Source organism: Micrococcus sp. KRD070, assembly GCF_017168435.1.
GTDB classification, from domain to species: Bacteria; Actinomycetota; Actinomycetes; order Actinomycetales; family Micrococcaceae; genus Micrococcus; species Micrococcus luteus.
Map to the genome: position 1 here is coordinate 83,665 of NZ_JABFNH010000007.1, position 18,037 is coordinate 101,701.

The 18,037-nt window shown below is 72.8% G+C and carries 15 protein-coding genes; 11 read left to right on the top strand and 4 right to left on the bottom strand.

Features of this window, described 5'->3' with window-relative positions; translation table 11 throughout:
- Positions 1–28: 28 nt before the first annotated feature.
- Positions 29–709 carry an MBL fold metallo-hydrolase gene (locus J1M38_RS02475; protein ID WP_036315309.1) on the bottom strand — a complete coding sequence of 227 codons (681 nt, stop codon included), beginning with the start codon at positions 707–709 and terminating at the stop codon, positions 29–31.
- Between the two features lie 114 nt (positions 710–823).
- Between J1M38_RS02475 and uvrA the strand changes: the two genes are divergently transcribed.
- The 11 genes from uvrA (at position 824) to secG (ending at position 13,825) form a co-directional block, all read left to right on the top strand.
- A complete protein-coding gene (gene uvrA, locus J1M38_RS02480) occupies positions 824–3,808 on the top strand; it encodes an excinuclease ABC subunit UvrA (RefSeq protein WP_036315307.1) in 2,985 nt (994 codons plus the stop codon).
- A 40-nt stretch (positions 3,809–3,848) separates the two neighbouring features.
- Positions 3,849–4,520, top strand: a complete 672-nt coding sequence (locus J1M38_RS02485; RefSeq protein ID WP_036315306.1) for a 1-acyl-sn-glycerol-3-phosphate acyltransferase — start codon at positions 3,849–3,851, stop codon at positions 4,518–4,520.
- The gene (gene uvrC / locus J1M38_RS02490; protein WP_036315391.1) at positions 4,513–6,438 is read left to right on the top strand and encodes an excinuclease ABC subunit UvrC; all 1,926 of its coding nucleotides are present in this window, start codon (positions 4,513–4,515) and stop codon (positions 6,436–6,438) included. The genes J1M38_RS02485 and uvrC overlap by 8 nt, the downstream gene beginning before the upstream one ends.
- Positions 6,435–7,331, top strand: a complete 897-nt coding sequence (rapZ, locus tag J1M38_RS02495; protein WP_036315303.1) for an RNase adapter RapZ — start codon at positions 6,435–6,437, stop codon at positions 7,329–7,331. Before uvrC ends, rapZ begins: the two co-directional genes overlap by 4 nt.
- A complete protein-coding gene (gene yvcK, locus J1M38_RS02500) occupies positions 7,328–8,374 on the top strand; it encodes a uridine diphosphate-N-acetylglucosamine-binding protein YvcK (protein ID WP_036315301.1) in 1,047 nt (348 codons plus the stop codon). Before rapZ ends, yvcK begins: the two co-directional genes overlap by 4 nt.
- 31 nt (positions 8,375–8,405) lie before the next feature.
- Positions 8,406–9,371, top strand: coding sequence for a DNA-binding protein WhiA (whiA, locus tag J1M38_RS02505; protein ID WP_036315298.1), 966 nt, complete (start codon positions 8,406–8,408; stop codon positions 9,369–9,371).
- A gap of 149 nt (positions 9,372–9,520) precedes the next feature.
- A complete protein-coding gene (locus J1M38_RS02510; protein WP_036315296.1) occupies positions 9,521–10,147 on the top strand; it encodes a superoxide dismutase in 627 nt (208 codons plus the stop codon).
- Positions 10,148–10,332: 185 nt separating this feature from the next.
- On the top strand, positions 10,333–11,343 hold the full coding sequence (gene gap / locus J1M38_RS02515) for a type I glyceraldehyde-3-phosphate dehydrogenase (RefSeq protein ID WP_041105191.1): 1,011 nt from the start codon (positions 10,333–10,335) through the stop codon (positions 11,341–11,343).
- Positions 11,344–11,450: 107 nt separating this feature from the next.
- A complete protein-coding gene (pgk, locus tag J1M38_RS02520) occupies positions 11,451–12,698 on the top strand; it encodes a phosphoglycerate kinase (protein ID WP_049147874.1) in 1,248 nt (415 codons plus the stop codon).
- A 2-nt stretch (positions 12,699–12,700) separates the two neighbouring features.
- Positions 12,701–13,492, top strand: coding sequence for a triose-phosphate isomerase (tpiA, locus tag J1M38_RS02525; protein ID WP_036315288.1), 792 nt, complete (start codon positions 12,701–12,703; stop codon positions 13,490–13,492).
- An 81-nt stretch (positions 13,493–13,573) separates the two neighbouring features.
- Positions 13,574–13,825: a preprotein translocase subunit SecG gene (gene secG / locus J1M38_RS02530; protein ID WP_036315286.1), complete on the top strand. Its 252-nt coding sequence runs from the start codon at positions 13,574–13,576 to the stop codon at positions 13,823–13,825.
- Positions 13,826–13,918: 93 nt separating this feature from the next.
- On the opposite strand, the gene J1M38_RS02535 is transcribed toward secG, so the two are convergent.
- Genes J1M38_RS02535 through J1M38_RS02545 form a run of 3 tightly spaced genes read right to left on the bottom strand, consistent with a single transcriptional unit; the run spans position 13,919 to position 18,010 of the window.
- Entirely contained in the window at positions 13,919–14,860 is a 942-nt protein-coding gene (locus J1M38_RS02535; protein ID WP_036315284.1) for a glucose-6-phosphate dehydrogenase assembly protein OpcA, read from the bottom strand.
- Complete coding sequence (gene zwf / locus J1M38_RS02540; protein WP_036315281.1) at positions 14,857–16,419, bottom strand: glucose-6-phosphate dehydrogenase; 1,563 nt, start codon at positions 16,417–16,419, stop codon at positions 14,857–14,859. Before zwf ends, J1M38_RS02535 begins: the two co-directional genes overlap by 4 nt.
- Positions 16,409–18,010: a glucose-6-phosphate isomerase gene (locus J1M38_RS02545; RefSeq protein ID WP_036315278.1), complete on the bottom strand. Its 1,602-nt coding sequence runs from the start codon at positions 18,008–18,010 to the stop codon at positions 16,409–16,411. Before J1M38_RS02545 ends, zwf begins: the two co-directional genes overlap by 11 nt.
- Positions 18,011–18,037 lie beyond the last annotated feature (27 nt).

Sequence of the window (18,037 nt, forward strand, 5' to 3'; positions counted from 1 at the left end):
CTGGGCCCGGGACCGCCCGGGCGCACCGTCACCAGCCGCGCTCGGCCCACTCCGGCAGGTGGGGGCGCTCGGCGCCCAGGGTCGTGGAGGCGCCGTGGCCGGGGTGGACCACCACGTCGTCGTCGAACGCGTCGAAGATCCGATCGCTCACGTCCGTGAACAGCTGACGGAACCGGCCGTCGTCGCCCTCGGTGTTGCCCACCCCGCCCGGGAAGAGGGAGTCGCCGGTGAAGAGCACGGCCGGCTCGTCCGCCTCGGGGCGGCACACCAGCGCGATGGACCCGGGCGTGTGGCCGCGCAGGGCCACCACCTCGAGCCGGAGCCCGTCCGCCCCCACGGTGTCCCCGTGGCGCAGGCGCACGTCGGGGGCGACCCCCGTGGCCTCGGCGATCGCGTCGGCGTCGTCCTCGCCGGCCGCCGTGCGGGCCCCGGTCAGGGAGGCCAGCGCCGGCAACGCGCGCACGTGGTCCCAGTGTCGATGCGTGGTGACGATCATCTCGAGGCGCGGCTCGCACGGGGTGTCGTCCGCGGCCGAGGCGATGAGGTCGCGGATGGCCTCGGCCTCGGCGGCGGCGTCGATCAGCACCTGCGCCCCCGTGGTCTTGGAGGTGAGCAGGTACACGTTGTTGTCCATCTCCGACACGGAGCAGGTGCGCACCGTGACGGCGGGCAGATCGTGCAGGAGGCGGTTCCGGGCGGTCTCGGGCATGCGCAACAGTGTACGGACGGGGCGGTGAGGCGCCAGGGCGGGCCCGGCCCGCGGTGGGTTCGCCCACAGGCGAGACCCCGGTGTCGTGTCCGTACCCGCCCCTATGCTGGCCGCGTGCCCAAGAACTCCTCCACCACCGTCTCCTCCGCCGTCGAGGCCCACCCCGGCGGCCTCGCCTCCGGCCCCGGCGGCGCGCGCTCGGGCGAGCGGGACCGCATCGTCGTCCAGGGCGCCCGCGAGCACAACCTGAAGGACGTGGACGTCAGCTTCCCGCGGGACGCCATGGTCGTGTTCACGGGTCTGTCCGGCTCGGGCAAGTCCTCCCTGGCCTTCGACACGATCTTCGCCGAGGGCCAGCGACGCTACGTCGAGTCGCTCTCCTCCTACGCCCGCATGTTCCTGGGCCGGGTGGACAAGCCGGACGTGGACTTCATCGAGGGCCTGTCCCCGGCCGTGTCCATCGACCAGAAGTCGACCAACCGCAACCCGCGCTCCACGGTGGGGACCATCACCGAGATCTACGACTACATGCGCCTGCTCTGGGCGCGTGTCGGGGTGCCGCACTGCCCGCAGTGCGGCGAGCCGGTGAGCCGGCAGACCCCGCAGCAGATCGTGGACCAGCTCGAGGAGCTGCCCGAGCGCACCCGCTTCCAGGTGCTCGCGCCCGTGGTCCGCGGCCGCAAGGGCGAGTTCGTGGACCTGTTCAAGGACCTGTCCACGCAGGGCTTCGCCCGCGCCGTCGTGGACGGGGAGACCGTCCAGCTCTCGGACCCGCCCGTGCTGAAGAAGCAGGTCAAGCACACCATCGCCGTCGTCGTGGACCGCCTCGCCATGAAGGAGGGCATCCGCCAGCGCCTCACCGACTCGGTGGAGACCGCCCTGAAGCTGGCGGACGGCCTCGTCGTGGCCGAGTTCGTGGACGTGGAGCCGGTCGCCGAGAAGGGCAGGAAGAACACCGCGGAGTTCGGCGGGCGGGACGCCGAGGGCAACCCCCGGTACCGCTCGTTCTCCGAGAAGCTCTCCTGCCCCAACGGGCACGAGCAGACCGTGGACGAGATCGAGCCGCGCTCGTTCTCCTTCAACAACCCGTTCGGCGCGTGCCCCGAGTGCACCGGCATCGGCTCCCGTCTGCAGGTGGACCCGGACCTCGTCGTCGCCAACGACGAGCTGTCCCTGCGCGAGGGCGCCGTCGTGCCGTGGTCGCTCGGCAAGTCCACCTCGGACTACTGGCTGCGCGTGCTCGGCGGGCTGGGCAAGGAGATGGGCTTCTCCCTGGACACCCCGTGGAAGGACCTGACGGAGGCGGAGCGCGACGCCGTCCTGCACGGCAAGGACTTCAAGGTGGAGGTGACGTTCCGCAACCGGTTCGGCCGCGAGCGCCGCTACACCACGGGCTTCGAGGGCGTCATCCCCTACGTGATGCGCAAGCACGGGGAGACCGAGTCGGACGGCGCCCGCGAGCGCTACGAGTCGTTCATGCGGGAGATCCCGTGCCCGGCGTGCCACGGGGCCCGCCTCAACCCCACGGTCCTGAACGTGCTCGTGGGCGGCCTGTCCATCGCGGACGCCACCCGCCTGCCCATGCGGGAGGCCATGGAGTTCTTCTCGGGGCTGCGGCTGACGGACCGGGAGCGGCAGATCGCGGACCAGGTGCTCAAGGAGATCCTGGCCCGGCTGGCGTTCCTGCTGGACGTCGGCCTGGAGTACCTCAACCTGGAGCGGCCGGCCGGCACCCTCTCTGGAGGCGAGGCCCAGCGCATCCGCCTGGCCACGCAGATCGGCTCCGGGCTGGTCGGCGTCCTCTACGTGCTCGACGAGCCGTCCATCGGCCTGCACCAGCGGGACAACCGCCGCCTCATCGAGACCCTCCTGCGCCTGCGGGACCTCGGCAACACCCTCATCGTCGTCGAGCACGACGAGGACACGATCGCCGAGGCGGACTGGATCGTGGACATCGGTCCTCGCGCGGGCGAGCACGGGGGCGAGGTCGTGCACTCGGGCTCCCTGGCGGATCTCAAGGCGAACACGCGGTCCGTCACCGGCGACTACCTCTCCGGGCGCCGCTCCATCGCGGTGCCGGAGCGGCGTCGCGTCCCGGAGAAGGGGCGCGTGCTGACGGTCCGCGGCGCCCAGGAGAACAACCTGAAGGACGTCTCGGTGGAGGTCCCGCTCGGGGTCCTCACGGCCGTGACGGGTGTGTCCGGCTCGGGCAAGTCCACGCTGATCAACGAGATCCTCTACAAGGTCCTGGCCAACCGGCTCAACGGCGCCAAGCTCGTGCCCGGCCGGCACCGGTCCGTGGAGGGGCTCGAGCACCTGGACAAGGTGGTCCACGTGGACCAGAGCCCCATCGGGCGCACGCCGCGCTCCAACCCCGCCACCTACACCGGCGTGTTCGACGCGATCCGCAAGCTCTTCGCAGAGACCCCCGAGGCGAAGGTCCGGGGCTACCAGCAGGGCCGGTTCTCCTTCAACATCAAGGGCGGGCGCTGCGAGGCGTGCGCGGGGGACGGCACGCTGAAGATCGAGATGAACTTCCTGCCGGACGTCTACGTGCCGTGCGAGGTGTGCCACGGGGCCCGGTACAACCGGGAGACGCTCGAGGTCACCTACAAGGGCAAGAACATCGCCGAGGTCCTCGACATGCCGATCGAGGAGGCCGCGGACTTCTTCAGCGCGTACACCCGCATCTCGCGGTACCTGGACACGCTCGTCGACGTCGGTCTGGGCTACGTCCGCCTGGGCCAGCCCGCCACCACGCTCTCGGGCGGCGAGGCCCAGCGCGTGAAGCTGGCGGCCGAGCTCCAGAAGCGCTCCAACGGCCGCACCATCTACGTGCTGGACGAGCCGACCACGGGGCTGCACTTCGACGACATCCGCAAGCTCCTGCACGTGCTCCAGTCCCTCGTGGACAAGGGCAACACGGTGCTCACCATCGAGCACAACCTCGACGTGATCAAGAGTGCCGACCACGTGATCGACCTCGGCCCCGAGGGCGGCTCCGGGGGCGGCACGATCGTGGCCGCGGGCACGCCGGAGGAGGTCGCACACGTCGCGGAGAGCCACACGGGCCGGTTCCTCGCGGAACTGCTCGCGTAGCATGGACCCCGCCCACGCAGGACGCGGACGAAGGAGAGCCATGGCGACGTCGGAGCCCGTGCGCAGGAGCGCCGCCGCGCTCCTGCGGCTCACCTGCCGCCCCGAGGTCGTCGGCATGGAGCACGTCCCTGCGCGGGGCCCCTTCGTCATGGCCTCCAACCACCTGTCCTTCGTCGACTCGGTGATCCTCCAGGCCCTCGCCCCCCGCCCGGTCCACTTCTTCGCCAAGGAGGAGTACTTCACGGGCACGGGCCTGCGGGGCCGCGTCCGGCGGCGGTTCTTCGAGTCCGTGGGCTCCGTCCCCGTCCGCCGGGGCGAGCAGGCCGCCTCCGTGGCCGCGCTCGAGTCCCTCGTGGGCCTGCTCGAGTCCGGCCAGGGCGTCGGCATCTACCCGGAGGGCACCCGCAGCCGCGACGGCCGCCTCTACCGCGGCCGCACCGGTGCGGCCTGGCTGGCCCTGGCCACCGGCGCACCCGTGGTGCCCGTGGGCCTCGTCGGCACGCAGCACCTCCAGCCGCCGGACACGAACGGCTTCCGTCCCCACCGGTTCTCCGTGCGCGTGGGCGCGCCCCTGGACTTCGGCCACCCCGGGCGTCGACACACCCTGCCGCAGCGCCGCGACGCGACGGCGGCGATCATGGACGCCATCGGCGCGCTCTCGGGGCAGGAGCGGGTGGACGCCTACAACGCCGCCCCGGGTGCCCGTGGCTGATCCGGCCTCCTACCGCCCGGCTCCGGGCGAGATCTCCACGTCGCCCGGCGTCTACCGCTTCCGCGACGCGGACGGACGCGTCGTCTACGTCGGCAAGGCGAAGAACCTGCGCGCCCGCCTGAGCTCCTATTTCCAGGACCCCGCCCGGCTGGCCACCAAGACCCGGACCATGGTGTTCACGGCGGCCGCGGTCGAGTGGACCGTCGTCGGCTCCGAGCTGGAGGCGCTCCAGCTCGAGTACACGTGGATCAAGGAGTACCGCCCCCGGTTCAACATCATGTACCGGGACGACAAGTCGTACCCGTACCTGGCCGTGACCATGAACGAGCAGTTCCCGCGCGTCCAGGTGATGCGCGGCGACCGGAAGCCCGGCGTGAAGTACTTCGGCCCGTTCCACCCGGCCAAGGCGATCCGCGAGACCGTGGACCTGATGCTGCGCGTCTTCCCGGTCCGCACGTGCTCGGCCGGCGTGTTCAAGCGGGCCCGCGCCCAGGACCGGCCGTGCCTGCTCGGCTACATCGGCAAGTGCTCGGCGCCCTGCGTGGGCCGGATCAGCCCGGCGGACCATCGCGCGCTGGCCCAGGACTTCTGCGACTTCATGGCCGGGGACGCGAACCGGTTCATCCGCGAGCTGGAGAAGGCCATGGCCCGTGCCGTCGAGGAGCTGCGCTACGAGGACGCGGCCCGGCTGCGGGACGACATCGCCGCGCTGCGCCGCGTGTTCGAGCGCAACGCCGTGGTGCTGCCGGAGAACACGGAGGCGGACATCTTCGCCCTGCACGCGGACGAGCTGGAGGTCGCGGTGCAGGTGTTCCACGTCCGGCAGGGACGCATCCGCGGCCAGCGCGGCTGGGTCATGGAGCGCGTGGAGGACGTCGCCGAGCCGGAGATGGTCGCGCACCTGCTCCAGCAGGTCTACGGCGACCTCGAGGGGCCGGAGCGCATCCCGCACGAGATCCTCGTCCCGGTCGAGCCCGACGACGCCGCACAGCTCACCGAGTGGCTCTCGGGCCTGCGCGGGTCCCGGGTCGCCGTGCGCGTGCCCCGGCGGGGCTCGAAGGCGGACCTCATGGAGACCGTCCGGGAGAACGCGGAGATGGCCCTCAAGCTGCACAAGTCGCGGCGGTCCGGGGACCTCACCACCCGCTCCGCCGCCCTGCGGGAGCTGCAGGAGGCCCTGGAGATCACCGAGCCCCTGCTGCGCATCGAGTGCTACGACATCTCCCACTCCCAGGGCACCAACGTGGTCGGCTCGATGGTCGTCATGGAGGACGGGCTGCCGAAGAAGAAGGACTACCGCCGCTTCAACGTCACGGGGGAGGCCGCCCGGGACGACACGGCGTCCCTGCGCGACGTCCTGCGGCGTCGTTTCGCCCGCCTGGCCAAGGAGCGCGCGGAGGGCGCCCCGCTCTCCGGTCAGGTCGAGGGGGACGATCAGGAGGCGGGGCGCCGCTTCGCGTACCCGCCCTCGCTCGTGGTGGTCGACGGCGGCCCGCCCCAGGTGGCCGCGGCCGCGGCGGTCCTCGAGGAGCTGGGCCTGGACGACCTGCCCGTGGTCGGGCTGGCCAAGCGGCTCGAGGAGGTGTGGCTGCCGGGCGACGAGTTCCCGGTGGTCCTGCCGCGCACCTCGGAGGGCCTGTACCTGCTCCAGCGCATCCGTGACGAGTCGCACCGGTTCGCGATCGCGGGCCACCGCAGCCGGCGGTCCAAGGCGATGACCGTCTCCGCCCTGGACGGGATCCCGGGCCTGGGCCCGGCCAAGCGCACCGCGCTGCTGAACCACTTCGGCTCCGTCGCCGAGATCCGGGCCGCCGGCGTGGACCGGCTGACCGAGGTCGCCGGCATCGGGCCGCGGCTGGCCGAGGCCGTCCACACGGCGCTCACGGCCGACACGCCCGCGGATACAGTGGAGTCATGACCGAGGAGACCCTCCAGCCGGAGAAGCCGCCGACATCCGAGGTGCTCGTGATCGCCGGGATGTCCGGCGCCGGACGGACCACCGCCGCGCACGCGCTCGAGGACCACGGCTGGGACGTGGTGGAGAACATGCCGCCGGCCCTGTTCGGCACGCTGGCCGAGCTCATCGCCCGCTCGCCGGAGGCGTTCCCGCGCCTGGCGATCGTGGTGGACGTGCGCTCGCGCTCCTACTTCGAGGAGCTGTACGCCGCCCTGCAGCACCTGGCCAACAGCGGAGTGGAGTATCGCACCGTGTTCCTCGATGCGGAGGACCACGTCCTCCTGCAACGCTTCGAGGCCGGCCGCCGCCCCCACCCGATGCAGGGCAACGCCCGGCTGCTGGACGGCATCCGCGCGGAGCGGGACGTCGTCGAGCCGCTCAAGGCGCGTGCCGACGTCGTGGTGGACACCACCGAGCTGAACGTGCACGGCCTGGCCACGGAGATCACCGAGCTGTTCTCGGAGTCCGGCCCCGTCACGCTGCGCCTGACCATCATGAGCTTCGGGTTCAAGTACGGCGTCCCGGCGGACGCGAACTTCGTGGCGGACATGCGCTTCATCCCCAACCCCCACTGGGTGCCGGCGCTGCGTCCGCACACGGGCACGGAGGCCGCGGTCGCGGACTACGTGCTCTCCCGCCCCGGTGTCGAGGACTTCCTGCGCACGTACGTCGCCATGCTGGGGCCGGTGTTCGAGGGCTACCGGCGGGAGAACAAGCACTACGCTACGCTCGCCATCGGCTGCACGGGCGGCAAGCACCGCTCCGTGGCCGTCGCCGAGGAGCTGGCCCGGCGCCTGGCCCAGGTGCCCCACGTCACGGTGCACGTCCAGCACCGGGACATGGGGCGCGAATGACGTCCCCGCTCACCGGCCAACTGCCCCTGCCGCCCGGGATGGGTTCGGAAGGGCGCGGGGTGGGTGCGGGCATGTCCCGCCCCACGGCCCGCGTCACCGCCCTCGGCGGCGGCCACGGCCTCTCCGCGTCCCTCGCGGCCCTGCGGCACGTGGCCGGGCACCTCACGGCCATCGTCACGGTGGCGGACGACGGTGGCTCCTCCGGCACCATCCGCCGGGAGATGGCGGTGCTGCCGCCCGGCGACCTCCGCATGGCGCTGGCCGCCCTGTGCGACGACACCGACTGGGGTCGGACCTGGGCCCACGTCATGCAGCACCGCTTCCGCTCCACCGAGGTGCCCGCCGACCAGGCCACCCTGGACAACCACGCGCTCGGGAACCTCCTGATCGTCGCCCTCTGGGAGCTGCTGGGCGACCCGGTGGACGGGCTGCGCTGGGCCGGCGCCCTGCTGCGGGCGCACGGTGAGGTCCTGCCGGTCTCGCGGGTGCCGCTGACCATCGGCGGGGACGTGCTCAGCGCCGGCCCGGACGGCCGCCTGCGCACCCGATGCGTGGAGGGCCAGGTGGCCCTCGCGGTCGCCGCGTTCGAGGGGCGCGTCACCGACGTCCGCCTGAGCCCGTCCGACGCCCCCGCCACCCCGGAGGCGCTCTCGGCGATCGAGCTGGCCGACTGGGTGGTGCTCGGACCCGGCTCGCTGTACACGTCGGTGCTGCCGCACCTGCTGATGCCGGACGTGCGCGCGGCCCTCGCCGCCACCACCGCCCGGCGCCTCATGGTGCTGAACCTGCGCACGGGAGACCAGGAGACCACCGGCCTCACCCACGCCGACCACCTCAAGGTGCTGCGCTCCTATGCGCCGGACCTCCGGCTGGACGTGGTGATCGCCGACGTGGACGCGGTCACCGACCGGGCGGCGGTGGAGGCCGAGGCGGCCCGGATGGGCGCGCGCGTGGCGTTCAGTAGAGTGAGCAGTGCCCAGGATCCCCAGGTCCACGACCCGCTGCGCCTGGCCGTCGCGATCGACGAGGCGATGACCCACTGACGCGCGCACCTCGCCGAGAAGGAGCACGAGCATGGCGCTGACCATGACCCTCAAGGAGGAGCTGGCCCGTGTGCCGGTCGCCGCGACCCCGGAGCGGCGGGCGGAGACCGCGGCGATGCTGCGGTTCGCCGGGGGGTTGCACCTCGTGGCCGGCCGCGTCGTCGTGGAGGTTGAACTGGACCACGGCGCCAGTGCGCGCCGCCTGCGCGCCGCCATCACCGAGCTGTACGGCCTGGCCCCGGAGATCGTGGTGGTCTCCGGCGGCAACCTGCGCCGTGGTCAGCGGTACGTGCTCCGGGTCGTGCGCGGGGGAGAGGACCTCGCCCGGCAGACCGGGCTCATCGACCAGCGGGGACGGCCCGTGCGTGGCCTCGCGCCGGTCCTCGTCAGCGGGACGACGGCGGCCACCGCCGCCGTGTGGCGCGGGGCCCTGCTGGCCCACGGCTCCCTCACCGAGCCCGGCCGCTCGGCGGCCCTCGAGGTGACCACGCCGGGCCCGGAGGCCGCGCTCGCGCTGGTGGGGGCCGCGCGTCGGCTCCGCGTGGCGGCGAAGGCGCGCGAGGTGCGTCAGTCGGACCGCGTCGTGGTCCGCGACGGCGAGGCGATCGCCACGCTGCTCGCCGCCGTCGGCGCGGAGCAGACCGCGACCCTCTGGCGCGAGCGGCGCGAGCGCAAAGAGGTCCGGGCCACCGCCAACCGCCTGGCGAACTTCGACGACGCCAACCTGCGCCGTTCCGCCCAGGCCGCTGTCACGGCCGGGGCGAAGGTGGAGCGGGCCCTCGAGATCCTCGGGGACGAGGTGCCCGACCACCTTCGCTACGCGGGACGGCTGCGCCTCGAGCACAAGCAGGCCTCCCTCGACGAGCTCGGCCGCCTCGCGGACCCGCCGATGACCAAGGACGCCGTCGCCGGGCGCATCCGCCGGCTACTGGCCATGGCGGACAAGCGGGCCGCCGAGCGGGGCATCCCCGGGACGGACGCGGCCTCCGAAGGCTGAGCGCGGGATCACCGTCGACGGGATCTGGCCCCGGCGCTCCGCCCCCGATCACAATGGAGACGGATGGAATACGCCGCCGAGACGCGAGGTTGCCCGAGGTGGAGGCCGAGGGCGTCCTGCCCGCAGCCTCGCCTGACCAAGGAGGAAGCATGACCGAATACACCCTTCCGGAGCTGGACTACGACTACGCCGCGCTGGAGCCGCACATCTCGGCCCGCATCATGGAGCTGCACCACTCCAAGCACCACGCCACGTACGTCAAGGGCGCGAACACCGCCCTGGAGAAGCTGGCCGCCGCGCGTGAGGCCGGCGACTTCGGCTCCGTGAACCAGCTGTCGAAGGACCTCGCCTTCAACCTGGGCGGGCACACGAACCACTCGATCTTCTGGAAGAACCTCTCGCCGGAGGGCGGCGACAAGCCGACCGGCGAGCTGGCCGCCGCCATCGACGAGTACTTCGGCTCGTTCGACCAGTTCCAGGCCCACTTCACCGCCGCCGCCCTCGGCATCCAGGGCTCCGGCTGGGCCGTGCTGGCCTACGAGCCCATCGGCGGCAACCTGGTGATCGAGCAGTTCTACGACCAGCAGAACGGCGTGCCGGTCGCCACCATCCCGCTGTTCCAGCTGGACATGTGGGAGCACGCCTTCTACCTCGACTACCAGAACGTCAAGGCGGACTACGTCAAGGCGATCTGGAACATCGTGAACTGGGCCGACGTGCAGGCCCGCTTCGAGGCCGCCCGCGCCGGCGCCTCCGGCCTGATCCTCCCGGCCTGATCCACACCGCGCACCGGGGCGCTGACGTCGTGGCCCCACGACGTCAGCGCCCCGATGCGGGGAGGGGCTCGGCGCTCCGGCCCTGTCCCCACCGCGCGCCCGGACCGGGCGCGACCGCTCGACCGTACCGCCCCGGACCCACCGCCACGGGGACCACGCAACGCGAACTAACGAGAGAGACCACCATGACCAAGATCGCCATCAACGGCTACGGCCGCATCGGACGCAACATCGTGCGCGTGCTCAGGGACCGCGGCCACGAGAACCTCGAGCTGGTCGCGGTGAACGACCTCGCCGACCCCGAGGACCTGTTCTGGCTGACCCAGTACGACACCATCCTGGGCCGCTACCCGGGCGAGCTGGAGCGGACCGAGAAGGGGTTCCGCATCGACGGCCGCGACGTCGCGTTCTTCCAGGAGGCCGACCCGACGAAGCTGCCGTGGGGTGAGCTCGGCGTGGACCTGGTCATCGAGTGCACCGGCATCTTCACGACCGGCCCCAAGGCGCAGGCCCACCTCGACGCCGGGGCCAAGAAGGTCCTCATCTCCGCTCCCGCCAAGGAGGTCGACGGCACCTTCGTGATGGGTGTGAACGAGCACACCTACGACGCGGAGACGATGCACATCGTCTCGAACGCCTCGTGCACCACGAACTGCCTGGCCCCGATGGCGAAGGTCCTCAACGACGAGTTCGGCATCGTGGACGGCATCATGACCACGATCCACGCGTACACCGGCGACCAGAACCTGCACGACAACGTGCACAAGAAGGATCGCCGTCGGGCGCGCGCCGCCGCCCAGAACATGGTGCCCACCTCCACGGGCGCGGCCAAGGCCATCGGCGAGGTCATCCCGGAGCTGAAGGGCAAGCTCGACGGCTTCGCCATGCGGGTGCCCACCATCACCGGCTCGGCCACCGACCTGACCGTGGAGCTGACGCGCCACGTGGAGGTCGAGGAGATCAACGCGGCGTTCAAGAAGGCCGCGGAGTCCGGTCCGCTGCAGGGCCGCCTGGTCTACTCGGAGGACCCGATCGTGTCCTCGGACATCATCACCTCCCCGGCGGCGTGCACCTTCGACGCCCCGCTGACCAAGTCCATCGGCCAGACCGTGAAGATCATCGGCTGGTACGACAACGAGTACGGCTACACCTCCCAGCTCATGGACTTCGCAGACCTCATCGGCTCGAAGCTCTGAGCCCGCACGGCGCCCGACGGCCCGGGCCGACGGTTCCTCCGTCGGCCCGGGCCGTCCGCCTAGACTGCACCGTGAACCGACCCCGCTCCGGCACCCCAGGAGGCATCATGCCCGCACCGACCCTCACCGATCTGCTCGAGGCCGGCGTCGCCGGCCGCACCGTGCTCATCCGGTCCGACCTGAACGTCCCGCTGGACGGGGACACCGTCACCGACGACGGCCGCATCCGGGCCTCGCTGCCCGCGATCCGGGACCTGGCCGAGGCCGGTGCGCGCGTGATCGTCATGGCCCACCTGGGCCGCCCCAAGGGTGAGCCGGACCCCGCGTACTCCCTCCGTCCGGTCGCCGCGCGCATGGCCGAGCTGCTGGGCGCCGACGTCGCCCTGGCCGCGGACGTGACCGGGGACGACGCGCGCGCGAAGGCCGCCGCCCTGCAGGACGGCCAGGTGCTGTTGCTGGAGAACGTGCGCTTCGACGCCCGCGAGACCTCCAAGGACGATGCCGAGCGCGCCGCGCTGGCCGGCGAGATGGCGGCGCTGGCCGGCGACGACGGCGCCTACGTGGGCGACGCCTTCGGCGCGGTCCACCGCAAGCACGCCTCCGTGTTCGACGTCGCGGCACAGCTGCCGGCCCACCAGGGCCCGCTGGTCGCCGCCGAGCTCGAGGTGCTCACCCGTCTGACCGAGTCCCCGGAGCGGCCTTACGTCGTCGTGCTGGGCGGGTCGAAGGTCTCGGACAAGCTGGCCGTGATCGACAACCTGCTGGACAAGGCCGACACGCTGCTGATCGGCGGCGGCATGCTCTTCACGTTCCTCAAGGCGCAGGGCCACGAGGTGGGCGCCTCCCTGCTCGAGGAGGACCAGCTCGACACCGTCCGCGAGTACCTGCGCCGCTCCGAGGCCGGGGCCGCCCGCATCGTGCTCCCCACGGACATCGTCATGGCCTCCGGCTTCGCGGCCGACGCCGAGCACGAGGTCCTGGCCGTGGACGCCCTCACCTCGGGCGCGCACGGCGCGTCCGCCATGGGCTTGGACATCGGCCCCGAGACGGCCCGGGCGTTCGCGGAGCAGATCCGCGGCGCCCAGACCGTGTTCTGGAACGGCCCCATGGGCGTGTTCGAGTTCCCGGCCTTCGCGGAGGGCACCCGGGCGGTGGCCCGGGCCCTCACCGAGGCCTCCGCGGCCGGCGGCCTGTCGGTGGTCGGCGGCGGCGACTCCGCGGCGGCCGTGCGCACGCTCGGCTTCGCCGACGACGCGTTCGGCCACATCTCCACCGGCGGCGGCGCCTCCCTCGAATACCTCGAGGGCAAGGAGCTCCCGGGCGTCACCGCCCTGGCCGGCGAGGGGCGGGCGTGAGCATGGCGGAGCAGACCACACGCGTGCCGCTGATCGCGGGCAACTGGAAGATGAACCTGGACCACCTCGAGGCCGTCACCCTGGTGCAGCGCCTCACGTGGCTCCTCACGGACGCGGACCATGACCAGGAGGCCGTGGAGGTCGCGGTGTTCCCGCCCTTCACGGGCCTGCGGGCCGTGCAGACGCTCGTCACCGGCGACCGCCTGGACCTCGCCTACGGCGCGCAGGACCTCTCGCCCGAGGACGCCGGCGCCTACACGGGCGACGTCTCCGGCGCGTTCCTGGCCGCGCTGGGGTGCCGCTACGCGATCGTGGGCCACTCCGAGCGTCGCACCCTCCACGGGGAGGACGACGCGCTCGTCGCGCGCAAGGCCGCCGCGGCCCTGCGCCACGGCCTCACCCCGGTGATCTGCGTGGGCGAGGGCCTGGAGGTGCGCCAGGCCGGCCGGCACGTCGAGCACACGCTCGCCCAGCTGGAGGGCTCGATCGCGGGCCTGTCGGCGCAGGACGTGGCCGGCGTCGTCGTCGCCTACGAGCCCGTGTGGGCGATCGGCACGGGCGAGGTCGCCGGCCCCGAGGACGCGCAGCAGATGTGCGCGGCCCTGCGCGCCCGCGTGGCCGCACTGCACGGCGACGACGTCGCCGCCGGACTGCGGATCCTCTACGGCGGCTCCGTGAAGTCCTCCAGCGCGCCGGCGCTGCTGGCGCAGCCAGACGTGGACGGCGCCCTCGTGGGCGGCGCCAGCCTCGACGCGGACGAGTTTGCTAAGATCGTCCGGTTCGACCAGGCCTGATCCGTCCGGCCCGACCGACCGCATTCTCCGTGACGGCCCCGGCGCGCGCCGGGGCCGCACCTCGACCCGAGGAGCCCTCCCGTGGACGTCCTGACCCTGGCCCTGCAGATCCTCGTGGTCGTGCTCAGCGTGGTCATCGTGCTGCTCATCCTGCTGCACAAGGGCCGCGGCGGCGGCGTCTCGGACATGTTCGGCGGCGGCGTGACCAGCTCGATGAGCTCCTCGGGCTCCGCCCAGCGTCTGCTCACCCGCCTGACCGTCGGCTCCGTGGTCGCCTGGGGTGTCGTGATCGCCCTGCTCGGCGTCCTGCCGCGTCTGACCATGGAGTCCTGAGGCCGCCCCGCCGGGCCCCGACGCGAACGCCCCGCACGGAAGATCCGTGCGGGGCGTTCGCGCGTCCCGGACCGGTGGGGCGCCGGGGGCCCCTCAGCGTTCGGAGGCCTGCACGGGGGAGAGGTCCGTGCGCGGCAGGCCCTGGTGGAGCACGGCGCCGAAGACCTCGTCCGGGTCCAGGCGGCGCAGCTCCTCGGCCAGGCAGTCCTGGATCGTCCGGCGTGGCAGGGAGATGCGCTGCACCGGCCGGCCCTGCTGATAGAGCCGGGCCACCTGCGACTGCGAGCGGGAGAGCACCACGTCCCCGTCCGTGCACCGCAGGCGCACCGCACGGATCCCGTGGCCGACCTTCGAGTGCGCGATCGTCACGGGCACCTTCAGGGTCAGGGTGAGCCACGCCGCGAGCAGCATGGTGCTGGGGGAGTCCGGCGCCCCGTCCACCGTCACCGAGCGCAGGGTGGCCACGTCGAGCGTGTCGAAGATCCCGGCCACCTGGATCCGCCACAGCGTCAGGCGCGTCCAGGCCAGGTCGGTGTCCCCCTCATGGTGGCCCGCGCGCAGAGCCCACAGGGCGGGCTCGGCCGCGGACGCCGAGGCCGTGTCCGTGATCCGGCGGTGGGCCAGGCGACCGAGCGCCGTCGCCGAGGGGACCCCGGGTGGCACCCCGGGCCACCACACGACGATGGGCGCATCGGGCAGGAGCAGCCCGGAGACGAGCGACTCGTCGGCGTGGGCGTTCTCCCCGGCGCACCACAGCACCACGACGTCGGAGGCGCCGGCGTCGCCCCCGACCCGGATCTCGGCGTCCAGGCGGGTGGGGGCCGCGGGGTCGCCCAGGGCCAGGACGACGATGCGGCACGGGTGTTCGAGCGAGGCCGCGTTGGCGGCCTGGACGGCGGACTCGATGCCGGCGTCGTCCGTGCTGATCACGAGCGTGAGGACGCGGCCGAGGGCCACGACCCCGCTCTTCTCGCGCAGCTGCGTGATGCGCTTGGCCACCTGGGAGGTGGTGGTGTCGTGCATGCGGATCTTCACGGGCGCCTCCAGCTTCGTCCGTCGCGGGCCATGAGGGCGTCGGCCGAGGGCGGTCCCCACGTGCCCGGGGCGTAGGGCTCGGGCTGGGTGCCCAGGCTCGCCCAGTGCTCCTCGAACGGGTCCACGATCCGCCAGGACAGCTCCACCTCGGCCTGGCGCGGGAACAGCGGCGGCTCCCCGAGGAGCACGTCGAGGATGAGACGCTCGTACGCCTCGGGGGAGTCCTCGGTGAAGGCGTGGCCGTAGCCGAAGTCCATCGTGACGTCGCGGATCTCGGTCTGCGTGCCGGGCACCTTGGACGCGAAGCGGATGGTGACGCCCTCGTCCGGCTGCACCCGGATGACGATGATGTTCTGCCCGAACTCGTCCCCGTCGTGGACGGGGAACAGCAGGTGCGGGGGCTTCTTGAAGACGACGGCGATCTCCGTCACCCGCCGGCCGAGGCGTTTGCCGGCCCGCAGGTAGAACGGCACGCCCTGCCAGCGCCGCGTGCGGATGCCCACCTTGAGCGCGGCGTACGTCTCCGTGACGGACGCCGGGTTGAAGCCCTCCTCGTCGAGGAATCCCGTGACCCGCTCGCCGCCCTGCCAGCCGGAGGTGTACTGGCCGCGGGCGGAGGCCGCCGCGAGTCCCTCGGGCGTGTCCGGGACGGTCACGGCCTCGAGGACCTTCTCCTTCTCCGCGCGCAGATGGTCCGCGTCGAACGAGATCGGCTCCTCCATCGCGGTGAACGCGAGCAGCTGCAGGAGGTGGTTCTGGATGACGTCGCGCGCCGCGCCCACGCCGTCGTAGTAGCTCGCCCGTCCACCGATGCCGATGTCCTCGGCCATCGTGATCTGGACGTGGTCCACGTGCTCCGCGTTCCAGAGCGGCTCGAACATCCGGTTGGCGAACCGGAACGCGAGGATGTTCTGCACCGTCTCCTTGCCGAGGTAGTGGTCGATGCGGAACACCGCGTCCGAGGGGAAGACGCGCTCGATCACAGCATTGAGCTCCTGCGCGCTGGCCAGGTCGTGGCCGAAGGGCTTCTCGATGACCACGCGGCGCCACGGGCCCTCGGCCGGCTGCGACCGGTCGGCCAGGCCCTGGTCGGCCAGGTGGCGGGAGACGGCCTCGAACCAGTCCGGCGGGATGGAGAGGTAGAACGCGGTGTTCCCCCGCGTGCCGCGTGAGGTCTCGAGCTCGGCGAGCACCTCGTCGAGACGGACGTAGGCAGCCTCGTCGTCGAACGCGCCGGAGACGAAGCGCAGACCGCCCTGGAACTGGTCCCACACGGTCTCGTCGAACGTGGTCCGGGAGGAGGCCTCGACGGCGGCGCGCACGTAGTCGGCGAACTCCTCGTCGGACCAGCTGCGGCGACCGAAGCCGACGAGGGAGAACGCCGGCGGCAGCAGGCCGCGTTGGGCCAGGTCGTACATGGCCGGCAGGAGCTTCTTCTTCGCCAGGTCGCCCGTCACGCCGAACAGCACGAGCGCCGACGGGCCCGCGATGCGGGTCAGGCGCCGGTCACGGGGGTCGCGCAGCGGGTTGCGGGGGGCGGTCCGGGACTCACCGGCCACGGACGGCGCTCCTCAGGGCCTCGATGCCCGCGTCGCGGCGGCGCAGGTGCAGGGTGACCACGGGGCGGCCGAGATCGCCCAGCACCCGGGCGTCGCCCGCTGCCTGCGCGGCGATGAGCCTGCCCAGGGAGAACGGGCGGCCGGGCACCTCGAGGTCCAGGCCGGCGTCGCCGGTGATCTGCAGGAACACGCCGACGGCCGGGCCGCCCTTGTGGAACTGTCCGGTGGAGTGCAGGAACCGCGGACCCCAGCCGAACGTGACCGGGCGGCCGACCAGGTCCGCCAGGTCCGCGCGCAGCTCCTCGAGCTCGGCGTCGTCATGACGGGAGAGGTAGGCGTGGACCGCCAGGTAGCCGCCCTCGGGCACCAGTGCCGCCGTGGCGCGCAGCACGCCGGCCAGGTCCGGGGCAGAGGTCACGGACGCCGGGCCGGAGACCTCGACACCCTCCACCTCGCCGTCGGCCGGCCGCTCGGCGGCGGGGCCGTCCAGCAGGGTGCGGGCGGCGGCCTTGGCGGCCTCCACGTCCGGCTGGTCGAAGGGGTTGATCCCGAGCAGGCGGCCGGCCACCGCGGTGGCCACCTCCCACAGCAGCAGCTGGGCGCCGAGCGAGCCGGCGACCTGCACGCCGTGGCCCGGGGCCGCGACGTCGTCCTCGCCGACGAGCTGCACCTGCAGCAGGTCGGGGGCGTCCCACACGGTCTCGGGGTCGCCGGGGGCGACGACGACGGGCAGCAGCCCGGTGCCGTCCTTGCCCGTGGACTCGGCGATCAGCTGCTCGATCCAGGCCGGCAGTCCGGCGATGCCGGACCCGTGGTCGGCGAAGACGAGCTTGTCGCGCAGCGGGCGGGTGCCGCCCAGGGCCGCGCCGAGCTGCAGGCCCGGGTTGTCCTCGTCGTCGGCGATCAGCAGGTCGAGCACGGCCTCCGCGTCGTCCAGCAGGGCCGCGACGTCCACGCCGGCCAGGCCGGTGGGGACCAGGCCGAACGCGGTGAGGGCCGAGAAACGCCCGCCCACGGTCGGGTCCGCGGTGAAGACGGCGCGCCAGCCGGCGGACTCGCACGCGGCGTGCAGCGGTGAGCCCGGGTCCGTGACGGCGACCAGGCGGGTGCGGGGGTCGATCCCAGCGTCGCGGAACGCGGCCTCGACGACGCGGCGCTGCGAGTCGGTCTCCACGGTGGAGCCGGACTTGGAGGAGACCACCAGCACGGTTCGCTCGAGGTCGCGCTCGAGGGCGCGGGAGACCTGGAGCGGGTCCGTGGAGTCCAGGACCTCGAGCTCGACGCCGGCCGTCGCCGCGATCACCTCGGGGGCCAGGGACGAGCCGCCCATGCCCGCCAGGACCACGCGGTCCACGCCCTCGGCGCGCAGCTCCCGGGTCAGCTGGGCGATGTGCGGGACGAGGGCGCGGGAGTCCTCGAACAGGTCGATCCAGCCGAGCCGCTTGGCGGCCTCGTCGCGGGCCGGCGCCCCCCACAGGTCGGCGTCCTGCGCCCCGAGGCGGGAGGCGACGCGGTCCTGGAGGAGGGCGGGCAGATGGCGGTCGATCGCCTCGAGGGCGGCTCCGGTGGCGGTGAGGCCGAGGGTGCTCATGGGGGGTCCTTCCGTGCGCGTGGCGAG